The organism is Pseudomonas sp. B5(2017) (assembly GCF_002112825.1).
GTDB lineage: Bacteria > Pseudomonadota > Gammaproteobacteria > Pseudomonadales > Pseudomonadaceae > Aquipseudomonas > Aquipseudomonas putida_Z.
Map to the genome: position 1 here is coordinate 135,776 of NZ_NEIR01000009.1, position 15,114 is coordinate 150,889.

Consider the following 15,114-nt stretch of genomic DNA (forward strand, 5'->3'; position numbering starts at 1 on the left):
CCGCTGGTCACCATTGTCGTGCCGCGGAATAGACGCAAACGTTGGCGTTTGTGACCGGATGTGAATGCAGGGGCTGGAGCGGTGGATGGGGGGCAGACGGCATGCCCCAATTTCTGCCAGTCATGCACCTTTTTGGTGCGCTTGAGGGGTGCCAAGGTCATCGCCCTCCAACAGAATGGTGCATTTCGGAATCCAAGTGATTTCAGGATGAATGAAAGGGGCTGTTTCGCGAACTTTTCAGTAACTGTATTTATTATTTTCCTGGCTTGAATTTTGGGTGTTTCAGTGAGCGGACTCGCACGCGCAAAAGTTTGTAAGTTGATGCTTTAGGAAATTTCCTACGAAATCGTCAATGCATGAAACCCATCGTTCCTGTCATGGCGGGGCGGTACGGTTTAAGTTGCTCTTCAGTCACTGCCTCATCCTCACTGTCGTTATCGGTCAAGTCCGCCAATGCCACGGATCTAGCCGGCTTGAACGTTGGCGACGGGCAATTTTCATTCGACGTACTCATCTTGAAGAAAGCCAGGATGTGGTTGTTTTTTCGCCGGTAAACATGATGGCGGGTAGAGCAACTCATGAAACAGTCGGACTTTCGTTTCGGATTTCAGGCGCTCGCCGGGCGCACGGAGTTCGAAGTGGTTTCATTCAAGCTGGAAGAAGCTATCAGCCAGCCATTTGTGCTGAGCCTTGAACTTGTCAGCTACGACAGTGATGTCGACTTCGGCCAGGTGCTCGACAAACCTGCGCTATTCACCCTTTATTGCGCAGACCGGCCACTGCGTCATGTGCATGGCTTGGTCAGTGCCTTCAGCCAAGGTGAAACCGGCTTCTGTCGCACGCGCTACCACGCTGTGGTCGAGCCGCAACTGGCCCGTGCCCGCTTGCGTTCGAACTGGCGCATCTTCCAGCAGAAAACCGTGCCGCAGATTCTTGAACTGATGTTCAAGCGTCAGGGCATTGCCCGGTTTGAGCTCAATAGCAGCGCCGAACACCAGGTGCGTGAGTTTTGTGTCCAGGCAGGGGAAACCGACCTCGACTTCATCCATCGCCTTGCCGCTGAAGAGGGCTTCGTCTACCGCTTTGCGCACTGCGCCAGGCACCACACGCTGATCGTTACCGATCGCCTGCTATCGCTTGGGTTGCTCAGCCGGGGCACGCTAAAGACCGTAGATGAGGAGGCGCTTTGGCTGGATGAAGATGATCTCGGCCCCGACAAGGTGCTGTACCACGCCAGTAGCGGTGGCGACCAAGCCCGTGCCTGCCTGCGGCGTTTGCGCTACTGCGAGCAGGTTCGTACCGCGCAGCAGGTGCAGCGCGACTACACCTTCACCAACCCGGCCTATCGCCAGGAGCACAAGGCTCAGGCCAGCGGAATCACGCACCAGTCGCTGGACTACGAGTTTTTTGATTACCCGGGCCGCTACAAGCGCGATGCGGTCGGCAAGCCCTTCACTGAAACGCGGCTGACGGCCCTGCGCCATGACGCCCGCCTGGCCGAAGTACAGGGCGATGACGTGCGCCTGCAGCCAGGCCTGAGCTTCACCCTCGTCGGCCACCCGCGCGAAGACCTCAATGTGCACTGGCGCGTGATCAGCCTGTGCCACGAAGGTACGCAGTTCACCAGCCTGCAGGAAGAAGCCGCCGGCGCCGAACAAGGTACCTGCTATGTGAACGATGCGCTGCTGGTGCAAGGCATGGCCGAATGGCGCCCGGCACCCTTGGCCAAGCCGCGCATCGATGGCCCGCACATGGCCACCGTGGTCGGCCCGCCGGGCGAAGAGATTTTTTGCGACCAGTGGGGGCGGGTCAAGGTCAGCTTCCCCTGGGACCGTGAAAGCAGCAAAAACGAATTCAGTTCCTGCTGGGTGCGGGTGTCGCAAGGCTGGGCCGGTGGCAGTTGGGGTTCAATGGCCATTCCGCGTATTGGCCAGGATGTGATTGTTCACTACGTCAATGGCGACCCTGACCAGCCGATGATCACAGGGCGCACCTACTGCGGTGACCAGCTGCCGCCTTACGACCTGCCCGAACACAAGACCCGCATGACCATCAAGAGCCAGACCCATAAAGGCGATGGCTTCAACGAGTTGCGCTTCGAGGACGAACTGGGGCGCCAGGAAGTATTCATTCATGCCGAGCGCGACCAGAACAACGTCGTGAAACACAACGAAACCACGCTCATCGGCAATGATCGTAGCGAGCGCGTCGAGCATGACGAAGTGGTGCACATAGGTGGCAACCGCAGTGTCAAGGTCGGCGCCAGCAAGAGCGAAACGGTCGCCCTTGGCAAAGTCGAAAGCATAGGCCTGGGCAAGTCGTTGGCCGTTGGCGGGGCGTTGAGCGTGATGGTTGGCCTTGAGGCCAGCGAGCAGGTCGCGCAGGACAAGCGTGTGCAGGTCGGCGGGCAACTGCGGGTCGATGCCAATGACGATGTGTCGATCACCAGCCATCACGGCCATGTGCACATCGATAGCCGAACATCGCTGACCCTGAGTTGCGGCGGGGCCTTCATCAAACTGGGTGATGGCCGCATCGAAATCGGTTGCCCCGAGCCTCTGCTGTTGCATGCCATCGCCCAGGTAAAGGCGCCTGCACGTTACGGTGAGCCGCCTGCACCGTCGCAGGAGGAAATCGAGTTTCGCCTGGTGCATGCCGACGGTACGCCAATTGCGGGCACGGCCTACGTGGCGACGTTGTCCGATGGCACCCAGCGCCAGGGTATGGTCGACCAGAACGGCTATGCCCGCCTGGCTGGCGTTACCCCCGGTTGCAGCGCCCAGGTGCGCTACGAGGTTGGCCAAGGCTCGCTGCAGCTGACGACCGCAACCGAGCCGGATGCTGCCTTGCAGGCGTTGCTTGCCGGCTGCACCTCGGCAGGTGGCCAGTCATGAACTCCGCTGCTGACTGGCTGGATGAAGCGGTGGAAAGGGTGGCGGGCGGCTTTGGCTGGCTGCGTGACCTGGTGCTGGGCGAGTTTGCCGAGGAACGGCCACTGAGCGTGGTCATTGCCGACATGCTGCTGTCGTTGGTGCCTGGGGTGGTGATCGTGCTCAGCGCCCGTGACCTGGCCGCAGTGTGCCTGCGCTTGGGCAAGCGCTACACGGCGGATGACAGCCAGGCAACGGCGCAGCCGCCACAGTGGCAGGAGTGGGTGCTGCTGGTTGCCTGCCTGCTTACCTTGATCGCGCCGATCATCGGTGCCGTGGTGGGGGCGGTGGGTACCCCCGTGGGCTCGGTGGCAGGTGCATTGGTCGGCCAGGAAGCGGCAGCGTTTCTGCGAGGTCTGTGCCTGCTGCTTATTCGTGAAAGCCAGATCATCTTGCGGACCGTGGTTGCGTTTCTTGGCAAGTTCGCCCGCGGCAGCGTGGAGTTCTGGCTGCGCCAGGTCAGGTTCACGAGCTATGAAAAGGATTTGCTGGCCTATCTGAACCAGTTCTTGACCAAGGTCATCGCGGCAACGGCAAAGCTTCGCAGCTACCTGGGCAACTGGCCCTTCAACCAGGCGGCCGCGCACCTGTTGGTGCGGCTGCAGGCCATGGAAGCGCAGTTCTACGCGGTGCAGGTGCATGCAGTGCGGGAAATCCCACGGGCGTTGATGCAACTCGACGCCAGGCTGGCCAAGGTGCTGGAACAGGCCAGCGATCTGCCCGCGCAGGTTGCGCAGGCCGGGGTGCATGCGCCTAAGCCGGTGCACATGGCGATGAGTGGTGGGCGGGTGACTTCTGGCATTGGCATGCGTCCGCGTTACCTCGAGCGCCCCGAGGGTGCGCTCGGCCCGCCAGTGCCCACCTCTGCAGCAGCTGCCACGCATGGCGCCAATGTGCACGTGTTCGATCATTCCACGGCGACCCGGGCGCAGAAGGGCATTTATGGGGAGGTGGTCAGTGATCAGTACATGCTCGGCAAAGGCCATGAGAACCTGCTGTCGGCCGCTCGTGGGCCTCGCAGCCTGCAAATGAAACCTACCGGGCGCGGGCTGGATGGCGTCTATCGTAATGCCCATCCACCGCCGCCGTTCATCATTACCGAGACCAAGTATCGAACGGGGGGCGCGTTTTCGCCGGGTAGTTTGCCGGTTACAAAGGGGAGTAAGGGGTTTCCGAGTGCCAGGCAGATGAGTGATGCGTGGATTGAGCCGAGACTTGACTTGGAGCTTGGGAAAAAACAGGCGGAAGAAGTTGCATTCGCCGGATATGAACGTTGGTTAATGATCGTAGATGAAGGTGGTGTGGTAACGAAAATAGTCAAGCTCGACGAAAATGCTAAATTTATCGATGATGTGATCCAATAGGGGTGTGTAATGACTGGATTTGATCGGGTCAAGCGTGAGCCTTTTTTGCAAGAGGCAGCCTATCTCGATAGTGTTTCTTTTTGGAAGGAGAATTATGTAGAGCGCCAGGCTGAGTCTTTTCTCGAAATTGAGCGTCCCGAGTATGTAAATGTCAAGATGTTGAGCTGGAGGTGGTGCTTTCAATCTATGGAGTTGCTCATTGCTCTATATTCGGGAGGGGAACCCATTGAAGCGCTTGAGTTTTACGCGGATCACATGTTTTCCCAGTTTCAACGTCACAAGCAAGCTTATCCGAGTTTCAGCTTGAAACTGTGGGAGTCGGATGCCTATCAGTACACACTCTGGCTTCTATCGTTTGCAGTGCTGTTCAACAAGCCCGGGCGCATCAGGCAAATCGCAGGTTTTTTGAGTGAAGCCCCAGATGACGGTGAGGACATCCTGTTGCGGCAACTGTTTTCCCGTGTGGGGGTGACGATCCCCGGGAGTACGTTGATTCATGAGCGCCCCTACCATGAATTGCTCAATGCCGTAACTACCGAGAAGGATGAGCAGCAACAGGCAGTGCGTAGTTACCTGAAGCAGTGGTATCGCGGCATGCGCAACTGTTATTGGCATGACCGGCACAAGGCACGAAGCGATGCGGGTTTCTTCGGCTATTGGGCCTTTGAGGCAGGATTGGTCACTGTGTTGTGGGGCGTCGACGATACGCCCTATAGAGATCTTCCTTTCTACCCGAAGGATTTGGTAGACGATGCTCGCAAGCGTCAAGTTATCAAAAGCTTCCCTGAACAACTGCAAAGCGCGCCGTATTCGGATGCGCTTGCCAGGTCGGGCGAAATTTGCCCGCGCACGGGGGTGTGGGTATGTGATGAATGGGCGGTGGGGCCTCAGACATTCATGCAAGGTGTAGAGATGCCGAGCGAAAATGGGCGCTCTCTGGTTTGGCGCTTGGTGAAAGGCTTATAGCGTGCGGGAGGGCCAATGGGCCAGTTCGACAGCATCAAGCGCGACCCGTGGATGGTCGAGCAGCATTACCTGGCTTCGACGCGTGAAAAAGAGCAGGAATTCGCCGACCCTGACGCCCAGGCATTGCTGATCGGGCCAGCCGAGCACAGGCATCACTACCGTGGCCTTAGCCGCGACTGGGCACACATGGCACTGGAGCTGACAGTGCAGCGGTATTCCGGTGGCGAGCCGATGGAGTTGGTGGAGGCCTATGCAGACTATGCGTTTGCCCAGTTCGCCCGGCATTTTTCGGCGTACCCGGCAACCAGCGAGCAGTTGCGCCCGTGGGTGTCGGATGAATACCGGCTTGCCTTGTGGCTGCTGTCGCTGGCGGTGCTGTGCGGTTACCCCGAGCGTGTCGACCAGGTACTGGGCTGGCTGAACCAGGACGACGAGCGCAGCCCCGACCTGCTGCTGCATCGCCTGTTCCAGCGGCTTGGCAAGGCCTACCCAGGCACCTCATTGCTTCACCCCGAACCTTACGGCGCCTTGTTGGAGTGCCTCGACCTGAAAGGCCCCGCGCAGCATGACGCGCTCATGCACTATCTCGGGCAGTGGTACGCCAATGCGCACGGTTGCTACTGGCACGAGCGCCACACCCGGGCACGGAGTGACCACTTGGGTTATTGGGCCTTCGAGGCGGCACTGGTGGCGTTTTTATGGTCTGTGCAGGGTGATGCCCTGGAAAGCGCTCCCCGCTTTTACCCGCAGGCGCTCGTCGAAAGGGCGCATTACCGACGCCTGGGCAAGCAGTTCCGCGACCCGGAAACCGCCAGGCGCGAGGATGCCCCAGGCTGGCCTTCCGGCACGCCTTGCCCATGGCCAGGGTACTACGTCTGCGTCGAGCGCATGGTGGGCGAGCAGGTGTTCATGCACCAGGTACCGTTCCCTGAGATCGATGGCCAGGTCGTGCACTGGCGGCTGTCGAGAACGTTCTGATTGGCGCTGCCGGCATGCGTGCCTGGCGCCTCACATGATTCGGGAGTGGCAACAATGCCTGCCATCGTTCTGCTGGGTCACACTCACCACTGCCCATTGTGCGGCCCGACCAGCATCAGCAGCGGCTCCAGTCTGTTCTTCGTCAACGGCAGGGCAGCCGCCAGGGTTGGCGACAGGCTCGGGTGTGGGGCGGTGATTACCAGCGGCTCGGCACTGATGATGGATGATGGGCAGCCGCTTGCCAGGGTCGGCGATGCCACCAGTCATGGCGGTACCTTGGAAAATGGCGATAATAGCTGGCTGCTCGATTGAGCGATGTGGGAGCAGTTCGGCTCCCACAGGGGAGGGGCAAACTCAGAGGGTAACGGCTTTGCCGTCTGTGCGCGCCTGCGCCAGCAGCAGGTTCAGTTGGGCGACCTGCTGACGCAGCTGGTCACGTTCGTCCTTCAGTTTACGCAGCTCATCACGGCGCACGGAGACATAGAGGGTCTGGGTTGGGGTTGCAGGCATCAAGGTACCCATGAGCACACCTCGCGGTATTGGCTAGTGACAAGTCAAAGCGTAGACGCTTCACGCGGGCGCATTTTGAATTCTTTCGCAGGTCTTGGGAACTTTTTTGTTTATCGTGGTCTCGCCGTTCGTCGCTGAACCCTCGAGCGGTTCGCTGGACTAATCTGAAAAGCTGGATTGTGTTGTCATTTATTTCGAAAGGGGAGCATCGGCTCATGCAACTGGGAATCATCGGGCTGGGCCGCATGGGCGGCAATATCGCAAGGCGCCTGATGCGCGCCGGCCACCGCACCGTGGTACACGATCGCAACCGCGAGGCCATCACCAGCCTGGAGGGCGAGGGCGCCCAGGGTGCGCACGACCTCGGTGCGCTGGTACAGAAGCTGAAAGCACCGCGCGCGGTGTGGGTCATGCTGCCCGCTGGCGAGCCCACCGAGCAGACCATCGCCCAACTGGCCGAACTGCTGGAGCCGGGCGATGCGATCATCGATGGCGGCAACACCTTCTACAAGGACGACATGCGCCGCGCCGCCGAGCTGGCCAAGCGCGGGCTGCATTACCTGGATGTTGGCACCTCGGGTGGTGTGTGGGGCCTGGACCGTGGCTACTGCATGATGATCGGTGGCGAAAAGGACGTGTTCGAGCGTCTGGAGCCTCTGTTCAAGGCGCTGGCCCCGGGCGTGGGTGACATCCCGCGTACCCATGGCCGCAGCGGCGAGCACCAGCGTGCCGAACACGGCTACATCCACGCCGGCCCACCCGGTGCCGGGCACTACGTGAAAATGGTGCACAACGGCATCGAATACGGCCTGATGCAGGCCTATGCCGAAGGTTTCGACCTGCTGCGCAGCAAGGGCGGCAACGAACTGCCGGAAGACCAGCGTTTCGACCTGAACGTGGCCGAAATCGCCGAAGTGTGGCGGCGTGGCAGCGTGGTCACCTCGTGGCTGCTCGACCTCACCGCCGATGCGCTGGTGGCCGACCCGCAGCTGTCGCAGTTCAGTGGCTCGGTGTCCGACAGTGGTGAAGGCCGCTGGACCATCGACGCCGCCGTCGAGCAGGCGGTGCCGGTACCGGTGCTGTCCAGCGCGCTGTTCGCCCGCTTCCGCTCGCGCCAGCAGCAAGGCACCTATGGTGACAAGATTCTCTCGGCCATGCGCCTGGGCTTCGGTGGCCACGTCGAGAAAAAAGCCGAATGACCAAACAGAGCATTCCGGCCGCTCCGCCATGTACTCTGTTCCTGTTCGGCGCCAATGGCGACCTGGTCAAGCGCCTGCTGATGCCGGCGCTTTACAACCTCAGCCGTGACGGTCTGCTGGACCGCAACCTGCGTATCGTCGGTGTCGACCACAACCCGGCCACTGCCGAGGAATTCGCTGAGCGCCTGCATGCGTTCATGGTCGAGCGTGACAAAGGTGGCGAGGGCAGGGCCAAGTGCCTGGATGAGAAGCTGTGGGCACGCCTGGCCAAGCGCCTGGATTACCAGACCGGCGATTTCCTCGACCCGGCCACCTACCAGGCCCTCGCCAGGCGCATCGACACAACCCGCCACGGCAACGCCATCTTCTACCTGGCGACCTCGCCGCGCTTCTTCCCCGAAGTGGCGCAGCGCCTGGGGCAGGCCGGGCTGCTCGACGAATCGGCCGGCGGCTTTCGCCGGGTCGTGGTGGAAAAGCCCTTCGGCACCGACCTGGCCAGCGCCGAGGCGCTCAACGCCTGCCTGCTGAAGGTGATGGGCGAGCGGCAGATCTACCGCATCGACCATTACCTGGGCAAAGAGACGGTGCAGAACATCCTGGTCAGCCGGTTCTCCAACGGCTTGTTCGAATCGTTCTGGAACAACCACTACATCGACCATGTGCAGATCACCGCCGCGGAAACCGTCGGCGTCGAGACCCGTGGTGCGTTCTATGACAGCACCGGGGCGTTGCGCGACATGGTGCCCAACCACCTGTTCCAGTTGCTGGCGATGGTGGCCATGGAACCCCCGGCCGCGTTCGCCGCCGATGCCGTGCGCAGCGAAAAGGCCAAGGTGGTCGGCGCCATCCGCCCATGGTCGGCGAAGATGGCCCTGAAAAACTCCGTGCGTGGCCAGTACAGTGCCGGCAAGCAGGGGCGCAAGCAGTTGCCCGGCTACCGCCACGAGGCCAACGTCGCGGCGGATAGCCAGACCGAGACCTATGTGGCTCTGAAGGTGATGATCGACAACTGGCGCTGGGCCGGCGTGCCGTTCTACCTGCGCACTGGCAAGCGCATGAGCGTGCGTGATACCGAGATCGCCATCTGCTTCAAGCCGGCGCCTTATGCGCAGTTCCGCGAGTCGGAGCTGGAGCGGCCCAAGCCCAATTACCTGAAGATCCAGATCCAGCCCAACGAAGGCATGTGGTTCGACCTGCAGGCCAAGCGCCCCGGGCCGGAGCTGGTGATGGAGAACGTCGAGCTGGGCTTTGCCTACAAGGACTTCTTCAAGATGACCCCGGCGACCGGCTACGAGACGCTGATCTACGACTGCCTGACCGGTGACCAGACCCTGTTCCAGCGGGCTGACAACATCGAGAACGGCTGGCGCGCGGTGCAGCCGTTCCTCGATGCCTGGGCCCAGGGCGGCGAGGTGCATGAGTACCCGGCCGGTGAAGACGGGCCCGAGGCCGGCAATGAGTTGCTGGTGCGGGACAAGCGCGAGTGGCATCGGTTGGGGTGAGTTTTTTGTAGAGCCTGTGCCGGCCCTTTCGCGGGTAAACCCGCTCCCACAGGGATATCGATGGTTTCAAGGCCTGTGATGTACCTGTGGGAGCGGGTTTTACCCGCGAAGAGGCCAGCACAGGCAAACACACAAAGGAGCCCCAATGCCTGCCCACATCGAAGACTATGCCCTGCTGGGCAACTGCCGCAGCGCCGCCCTGGTCAGCCGCGATGGCTCGCTCGACTGGCTGTGCCTGCCACGCTTCGACGCCCCCGCGGTATTCGCCGCACTGCTGGGCAACGAGGAAAACGGCCGCTGGCGCCTGGCCCCCTGCGACCCGGTCGAACACAGCAGCCGCCAATACCTGGACGACACCCTGGTGCTGGAAACCACCTGGGTCACCGCCACCGGTCGCGCCCGTGTGCTCGACTTCATGCCGCTGGGCGAGGCCAACGCGCTGGTGCGCATCGTCGAGGGCCTCGCTGGCGAAACCAACTTCGAAATGGACCTGGTCATGCGCTTCGACTACGGCCGCAGCGTGCCCTGGGTGGAACGGCTCGACCCGCTGACCCTCAGCGCCGTCGCCGGCCCCGACCGGCTGATCCTGTGCAGCACCGTCCCCCCGCATGCCCGTGACCAGCACACCGTCGCGCGCTTTCGCGTTGGTGCGGGCGAACGTCAGGTGTTCAGCCTGCGCCACCAGCCCTCGCACCTGCCAGTGCAGCCCGGTTGTGATAGCGACGAAGCGCTGGCGCAGACCATCGACCAATGGCAGGCCTTCGCCGCCCGCTGCCCACAGGTGGGCCCATACTCCGCCCTGGTGCGCCGCTCGCTGCTGACCCTCAAGGCCATGACCTACGCGCCCACCGGCGGCATCGTTGCCGCCGTCACCACCTCACTGCCCGAGCGCATCGGCCACGAGCGCAACTGGGACTACCGCTTCTGTTGGCTGCGCGACGCGACCATGACCCTGCTGGCCTTCATGAACCTCGGCTACTTCGACGAAGCCCAGGCCTGGCGCGAATGGCTGTTGCGCTCGGTGGCCGGCAACCCCGAGCAGATGCAGATCATGTACGGCCTGGCCGGCGAGCGCGACCTGCAGGAATACACCTTGCCGTGGCTGGCCGGTTACGAGCACTCGCAACCGGTGCGGGTGGGCAATGCAGCGTCAGCGCAGATGCAGCTGGACATCTATGGCGAACTCGCCGATGCCATGACCCAGGCAATCAAGGGCGGCTTGCCCCGCCACCCGCGCAGCGCCGCCATCGCCCGCTCGATCCTGCCTTACGTCGAGCGCATCTGGCGCCAGCCGGACGAGGGCATCTGGGAGGTGCGCGGCGGCCGGCAGCAGTTCGTGCACTCCAAGGTCATGGCCTGGGTGGCCTTCGACCGTGCCGCGGGGCTGGCCGACACCACCGAGGAAGGCCGCGAGCGCGGGCGGCATTACCGCCAGGTAGCTGACGAGATTCGTCGTGAAGTGTGCGCGCAGGGCCTGGACCCCAGCGGCCGCTTTTTCGTCCAGGCCTATGGCTCGAGCGAGATGGACGCCAGTTTGTTGCACATCGCCCTGACCGGCTTCCTGCCGGCGGATGACCCACGCTTCTTGCGCACGCTCGAACAGGTCGAGCAGCGCCTGCTGAAAAACGGCCTGCTGCTGCGCTATGACAGTGACCGCTGCAGCGACGGCCTGACACCCGGGGAGGGCACCTTCCTGGTGTGTTCGTTCTGGCTGGCCGACGTGTATGTATTGCTGGGCCGCCAGGCACAAGCGCAGGCACTGTACGAACGCCTGACCGGCCTGTGCAACGACCTTGGCCTGCTGGCCGAACAGTACGACCCGGCGGGCCAGCGCATGCTCGGCAACTTCCCTCAGGCGTTCAGCCATATCGGCATCATCAACACCGCACTGAACCTGCACCGCGCACAGTGCCCGGTGCGTGATCGGGCTGCAAAGCAGCCCCGGCAATTCATGCAGTGAGGCTGAAATCCCGGGGGCGCTACGCACCCCTTTCGCGACACAAGGCCGCTCCTACAGGGATTGCGCTGGCTTGGAGTAAGCGGAGTAGACTAGGGCAAACCCCTTCGGCACGGAGCACACATGGGCATTCGCGGTACTGATCGGCAGATCGACAACATGGTGTTCATTTTCATCTACCCAGACGGTTATGAGCTGGCGGTGTGGACGGCCCAAGCCTGATGGCCAACCACAAGATCGAAATCCGCCGGCGCAATATCGAGAAGATTCTGCAGGCGGCGGAAAAGGTGTTCGCCGAGAAGGGCTACGGCGCCACCTCGATGGGTGATATCGCCGAGCAGGCCGAGTTGCCGCGTTCCAACCTGCATTATTACTTCAGCACCAAGGACGACCTGTTCCGCGCGGTGCTGCAGGACCTGCTGGATGTGTGGAAGCAGGACGCGCTGTGCTTCGAGAACTTCGACGACCCGCGCGTGGTGCTGACCAGTTACATCCGGGCGAAGATGGGCCACTCGCGCTCGCGGCCGCTGGGCTCGAAGATCTGGGCCGAAGAGATGCTGCATGGGGCGCCGGTGCTGGGAGTGAACCTGGATGAAAGTCTGGTGCCCTGGGCCAAGCTGAAGGAAGCCAAGATCCGCCGCTGGGTGGAGGAGGGGCGCATCCTGCCGGTGGAGCCGTCGGCGCTTTTGTACATGATCTGGGCCTCGACCCAGCACTATGCCGACTTTGGTTACCAGGTGACGTTGCTCAATGGCGGGGAGGCGTTGTCGGACATGGCCTTTGAAAATGCCGTACAGACGGTGACCAGCGTGATCTTGCGGGGGATTGGGCTGGAGCCTTGAGGTCGTTGTACGCTGAGCGATTGGGGCCGCTTTGCGGCCCTTCGCGGGCACGCCCGCTCCCACAGGTGTTTCGCTGCCCTCCCAAGCGGCGCGATCCCTGTGGGAGCGGGCGTGCCCGCGAAGGGCTGCAAGGCAGTCCCAATTGCCTCAACTGGCCTCGCGGTAGGGATTACGCGGGTCCTGCGTCCAGTTCAGGTACGGCTTGCCGGTATCCTGAGCCACCATCTCGATGCAGCTCTCCACCGGGCAGGTGATCTGGCACAGGTTGCAGCCCACGCATTCCTCCTCGATCACGCTGTAGGCATGCGTGCCGTCTGCCTTCAGCGTACTGGCAATCGCCTGGTGCGAAGTATCCTCACAGGCAATGTGGCAGCGCCCGCAGCCAATGCATGCTTGCTGGTCGATGTGCGCCACCGACTTGTAGTTCATGTCCAGGTACTTCCAGTCGGTGGTATGCCCCACCGCCTGGCCGCGGAACGCCTCGATGTTGCGGTGCCCGTGCTGGTCCATCCAGCGCGCCAGGCCGTCCTTCATGTCCTCGACGATGCGGAAGCCGTGCAGCATCGCTGCCGTGCACACCTGCACGGCGCCACTGCCCAGGGCCATGAACTCGGCTGCGTCACGCCAGCTGCCGATGCCGCCAATGCCGCAGATCGGCAAGCCGCGCGTTTGCGGGTCGCGGGCGATTTCCGCCACCATGTTCAGGGCAATCGGTTTCACCGCCGAACCGCAGTAGCCGCCATGGGTGCTCTGGTCGCCAACGATGGGGTGGGCGACCATGCGATCGAGGTCGACGCTGGTGATCGAGTTGATGGTATTGATCAGCGACACTGCATCGGCCCCACCACGGTGCGCGGCGCGCGCCGACTGGCGGATGTCGGTGATGTTCGGCGTGAGTTTGACGATCACTGGCAGCGAGCAGTACGTCTTGCACCAGCGGGTGACCATCTCCACGTACTCCGGCACCTGGCCGACCGCAGCACCCATGCCGCGCTCCGGCATGCCGTGCGGGCAGCCGAAGTTCAGTTCGATGCCATCGGCCCCGGTGGCTTCCACCAGCGGCAGGATGAACTTCCACGAGTCTTCCACGCACGGCACCATCAGCGACACGATCAGCGCGCGGTCGGGCCAGTCCTTCTTCACCTGGGTGATTTCGCGCAGGTTGATGTCCAGCGAGCGGTCGGTGATCAGCTCGATGTTGTTGATGCCCTGCACCTGGCGGTTGGGGCCGTAATGCGCCGAGTAGCGCGACGACACGTTGACTGCCGCCGGGTCTTCGCCCAGGGTTTTCCACACTACGCCACCCCAGCCGGCCTCGAAGGCGCGGACCACGTTGTAGGCCTTGTCGGTTGGCGGTGCGGAGGCCAGCCAGAAGGGGTTGGGTGCCTTGATGCCGGCAAATTCGATGGACAGGTCGGCCATTTACGCAGCCTCCACGTTGAGCATGAGTTGGGCATGGATGGCTTCGGCGGCCAGCTTGCCGTGTTGCACCGCCTGGACGGTAAGGTCCTGGCCCAGGGCGGTACAGTCGCCGCCGGCATATACGCCCGGCAGGCTGGTTTGCATCCTTTCGTCGACGCGGATGCGCTCGCCGTCGCGAGCCAGTTGTGCGGCCACCGGGTCGCCGAGGCTGGCGTCGTCGAAGCGTTGGCCGATGGCCTTGAAGATGGCATCGGCGGCCAGTTCGAAGGTTTCGCCGGTGTCGCGCAGGCGGCCGTCTGCCAGCTCGGTGCGGGCAAAGCGCATGCCGCGCACCTTGCCGCTGTCGTCCAGCAGCACGGCATCGGGGCGGGCCCAGGTGTGCAGGCGTACCTGGTTGGCCTTGGCGATGTCCTGCTCGTGGCCGGTGGCACCCATGTCGGCATGGCCACGGCGGTACACCAGGTTGACGTCACGGGCACCCAGGCGGCTCATCTGCACGGCCATGTCGATGGCGGTGTTGCCGGCGCCGATCACCAGGCAGCGGTCGGCCAGGGGCAGCTGGCTCAGGTCGTCGGCCTGGCGCAGTTCGCGGATGTATGCGGTGGCGGCGAGCAGGCCGGGGGCCTCTTCATCCGGCAGGCCGAGCTGGCGCACGGCATTCAGGCCCAGGCCGAGGAACACTGCGTCGTACTGATCGCGCAGTTCGCCCAGGCCGAGGTTGCTGCCCAGGCGCTGGCCATGGCGGATCTCGATGCCGCCTATGCCGAGCAGGAATTCCACTTCACGCTGGGCGTAGTCGTCCACCAGCTTGTAGCGGGCGATGCCGTACTCGTTGAGGCCACCGGCCTTGTCGCTGGCCTCGAACACCACCACATCATGCCCGTGCATGGCCAGGCGGTGGGCGCACGACAGCCCGGCGGGGCCGGCACCCACTACGGCGATGCGCTTGCCAGTGGCCGGCGAGCGCTGGAACGGGTGCTCGGTGAACTGGGCGTTGTCCAGGGCATAGCGCTGCAGCTGGCCGATCAGCACCGGTGCGCATTCCTGCGCGTTGTTGCGCACGCACGCTTGCTGGCAAAGGATTTCGGTGGGGCAGACGCGGGCGCAACTGCCGCCGAGGATGTTGGCCGAGAGGATGCGCTCGGCGGCGCCTTGCAGGTTTTCGTCGCTGATGCGGTGGATGAACGACGGGATGTCGATGTCGCTGGGGCAAGCGTTGACGCAAGGGGCGTCATAGCAATACAGGCAGCGTGCGCTTTCGACTGCAGCCTGGCGGGCGGTGAGGGGTGGGGCCAGGTCGCTGAAGCGCTCGGCCAGCTGGTCGGCGCCGGCCCGTGGGCGCGGCAAGTGGTTCAGGGCGTCGATCACGGTTGTAGCCTCTCTATTTTTATGGATGCAGGCGACAAGCATTGCGGTGGTTTCTGGGGCCGCTGCGCGCCCCATC

12 protein-coding genes are annotated in these 15,114 nt (G+C 62.8%); 9 read left to right on the forward strand and 3 right to left on the reverse strand.

The features are described 5' to 3' along the window. Positions 1–578: 578 nt before the first annotated feature. Genes CAG00_RS15370 through CAG00_RS15390 form a run of 5 tightly spaced genes read left to right on the forward strand, consistent with a single transcriptional unit; the run spans position 579 to position 6,550 of the window. Positions 579–2,894, forward strand: a complete 2,316-nt coding sequence (locus CAG00_RS15370; RefSeq protein ID WP_085664656.1) for a type VI secretion system Vgr family protein — start codon at positions 579–581, stop codon at positions 2,892–2,894. Beyond that, positions 2,891–4,294 carry a hypothetical protein gene (locus CAG00_RS15375; RefSeq protein ID WP_176240888.1) on the forward strand — a complete coding sequence of 468 codons (1,404 nt, stop codon included), beginning with the start codon at positions 2,891–2,893 and terminating at the stop codon, positions 4,292–4,294. The genes CAG00_RS15370 and CAG00_RS15375 overlap by 4 nt, the downstream gene beginning before the upstream one ends. A gap of 9 nt (positions 4,295–4,303) precedes the next feature. Continuing rightward, positions 4,304–5,260, forward strand: coding sequence for a PoNi-like cognate immunity protein (locus CAG00_RS15380; RefSeq protein WP_085664657.1), 957 nt, complete (start codon positions 4,304–4,306; stop codon positions 5,258–5,260). Positions 5,261–5,275: 15 nt separating this feature from the next. Continuing rightward, the gene (locus CAG00_RS15385) at positions 5,276–6,238 is read left to right on the forward strand and encodes a PoNe immunity protein domain-containing protein (RefSeq protein WP_085664658.1); all 963 of its coding nucleotides are present in this window, start codon (positions 5,276–5,278) and stop codon (positions 6,236–6,238) included. A 54-nt stretch (positions 6,239–6,292) separates the two neighbouring features. After that, positions 6,293–6,550: a PAAR domain-containing protein gene (locus CAG00_RS15390; protein ID WP_176240889.1), complete on the forward strand. Its 258-nt coding sequence runs from the start codon at positions 6,293–6,295 to the stop codon at positions 6,548–6,550. 42 nt (positions 6,551–6,592) lie between these two features. Here CAG00_RS15390 and CAG00_RS28810 read toward each other — a convergent pair whose 3' ends face one another. Beyond that, positions 6,593–6,760 carry a DUF6026 family protein gene (locus CAG00_RS28810; protein WP_003258397.1) on the reverse strand — a complete coding sequence of 56 codons (168 nt, stop codon included), beginning with the start codon at positions 6,758–6,760 and terminating at the stop codon, positions 6,593–6,595. A 152-nt stretch (positions 6,761–6,912) separates the two neighbouring features. Here CAG00_RS28810 and gnd point away from each other — a divergent pair, with 152 nt between their 5' ends. From gnd to CAG00_RS15410, 4 genes are all read left to right on the forward strand, one after another. Further along, a complete protein-coding gene (gene gnd / locus CAG00_RS15395; RefSeq protein WP_139832786.1) occupies positions 6,913–7,947 on the forward strand; it encodes a phosphogluconate dehydrogenase (NAD(+)-dependent, decarboxylating) in 1,035 nt (344 codons plus the stop codon). Further along, positions 7,944–9,449 carry a glucose-6-phosphate dehydrogenase gene (gene zwf / locus CAG00_RS15400; protein WP_085664661.1) on the forward strand — a complete coding sequence of 502 codons (1,506 nt, stop codon included), beginning with the start codon at positions 7,944–7,946 and terminating at the stop codon, positions 9,447–9,449. Before gnd ends, zwf begins: the two co-directional genes overlap by 4 nt. A 145-nt stretch (positions 9,450–9,594) precedes the next feature. Beyond that, entirely contained in the window at positions 9,595–11,409 is a 1,815-nt protein-coding gene (locus tag CAG00_RS15405) for a glycoside hydrolase family 15 protein (RefSeq protein ID WP_085664662.1), read from the forward strand. Positions 11,410–11,627: 218 nt separating this feature from the next. Then, positions 11,628–12,248: a TetR/AcrR family transcriptional regulator gene (locus tag CAG00_RS15410; RefSeq protein ID WP_015270992.1), complete on the forward strand. Its 621-nt coding sequence runs from the start codon at positions 11,628–11,630 to the stop codon at positions 12,246–12,248. A gap of 147 nt (positions 12,249–12,395) precedes the next feature. Here CAG00_RS15410 and preA read toward each other — a convergent pair whose 3' ends face one another. Continuing rightward, positions 12,396–13,670 (reverse strand): NAD-dependent dihydropyrimidine dehydrogenase subunit PreA, encoded by a 1,275-nt coding sequence (gene preA / locus CAG00_RS15415; RefSeq protein WP_085664663.1) that lies wholly within the window; start codon positions 13,668–13,670, stop codon positions 12,396–12,398. After that, a complete protein-coding gene (locus CAG00_RS15420) occupies positions 13,671–15,038 on the reverse strand; it encodes an NAD(P)-dependent oxidoreductase (protein WP_085664664.1) in 1,368 nt (455 codons plus the stop codon). Between the last annotated feature and the right edge of the window lie 76 nt (positions 15,039–15,114).

Coding starts and splice junctions, on each gene's coding strand:
- CAG00_RS15375 (WP_176240888.1), top strand. CDS start 2,891: ATGAACTCCGCTGCTGACTGGCTGGATGAAGCGGTGGAAAGGGTGGCG.
- CAG00_RS15380 (WP_085664657.1), top strand. CDS start 4,304: ATGACTGGATTTGATCGGGTCAAGCGTGAGCCTTTTTTGCAAGAGGCA.
- CAG00_RS15410 (WP_015270992.1), top strand. CDS start 11,628: ATGGCCAACCACAAGATCGAAATCCGCCGGCGCAATATCGAGAAGATT.
- CAG00_RS15385 (WP_085664658.1), top strand. CDS start 5,276: ATGGGCCAGTTCGACAGCATCAAGCGCGACCCGTGGATGGTCGAGCAG.
- zwf (WP_085664661.1), top strand. CDS start 7,944: ATGACCAAACAGAGCATTCCGGCCGCTCCGCCATGTACTCTGTTCCTG.
- CAG00_RS15405 (WP_085664662.1), top strand. CDS start 9,595: ATGCCTGCCCACATCGAAGACTATGCCCTGCTGGGCAACTGCCGCAGC.
- CAG00_RS15390 (WP_176240889.1), top strand. CDS start 6,293: ATGCCTGCCATCGTTCTGCTGGGTCACACTCACCACTGCCCATTGTGC.
- CAG00_RS15370 (WP_085664656.1), top strand. CDS start 579: ATGAAACAGTCGGACTTTCGTTTCGGATTTCAGGCGCTCGCCGGGCGC.
- CAG00_RS28810 (WP_003258397.1), bottom strand. CDS start 6,760: ATGGGTACCTTGATGCCTGCAACCCCAACCCAGACCCTCTATGTCTCC.
- preA (WP_085664663.1), bottom strand. CDS start 13,670: ATGGCCGACCTGTCCATCGAATTTGCCGGCATCAAGGCACCCAACCCC.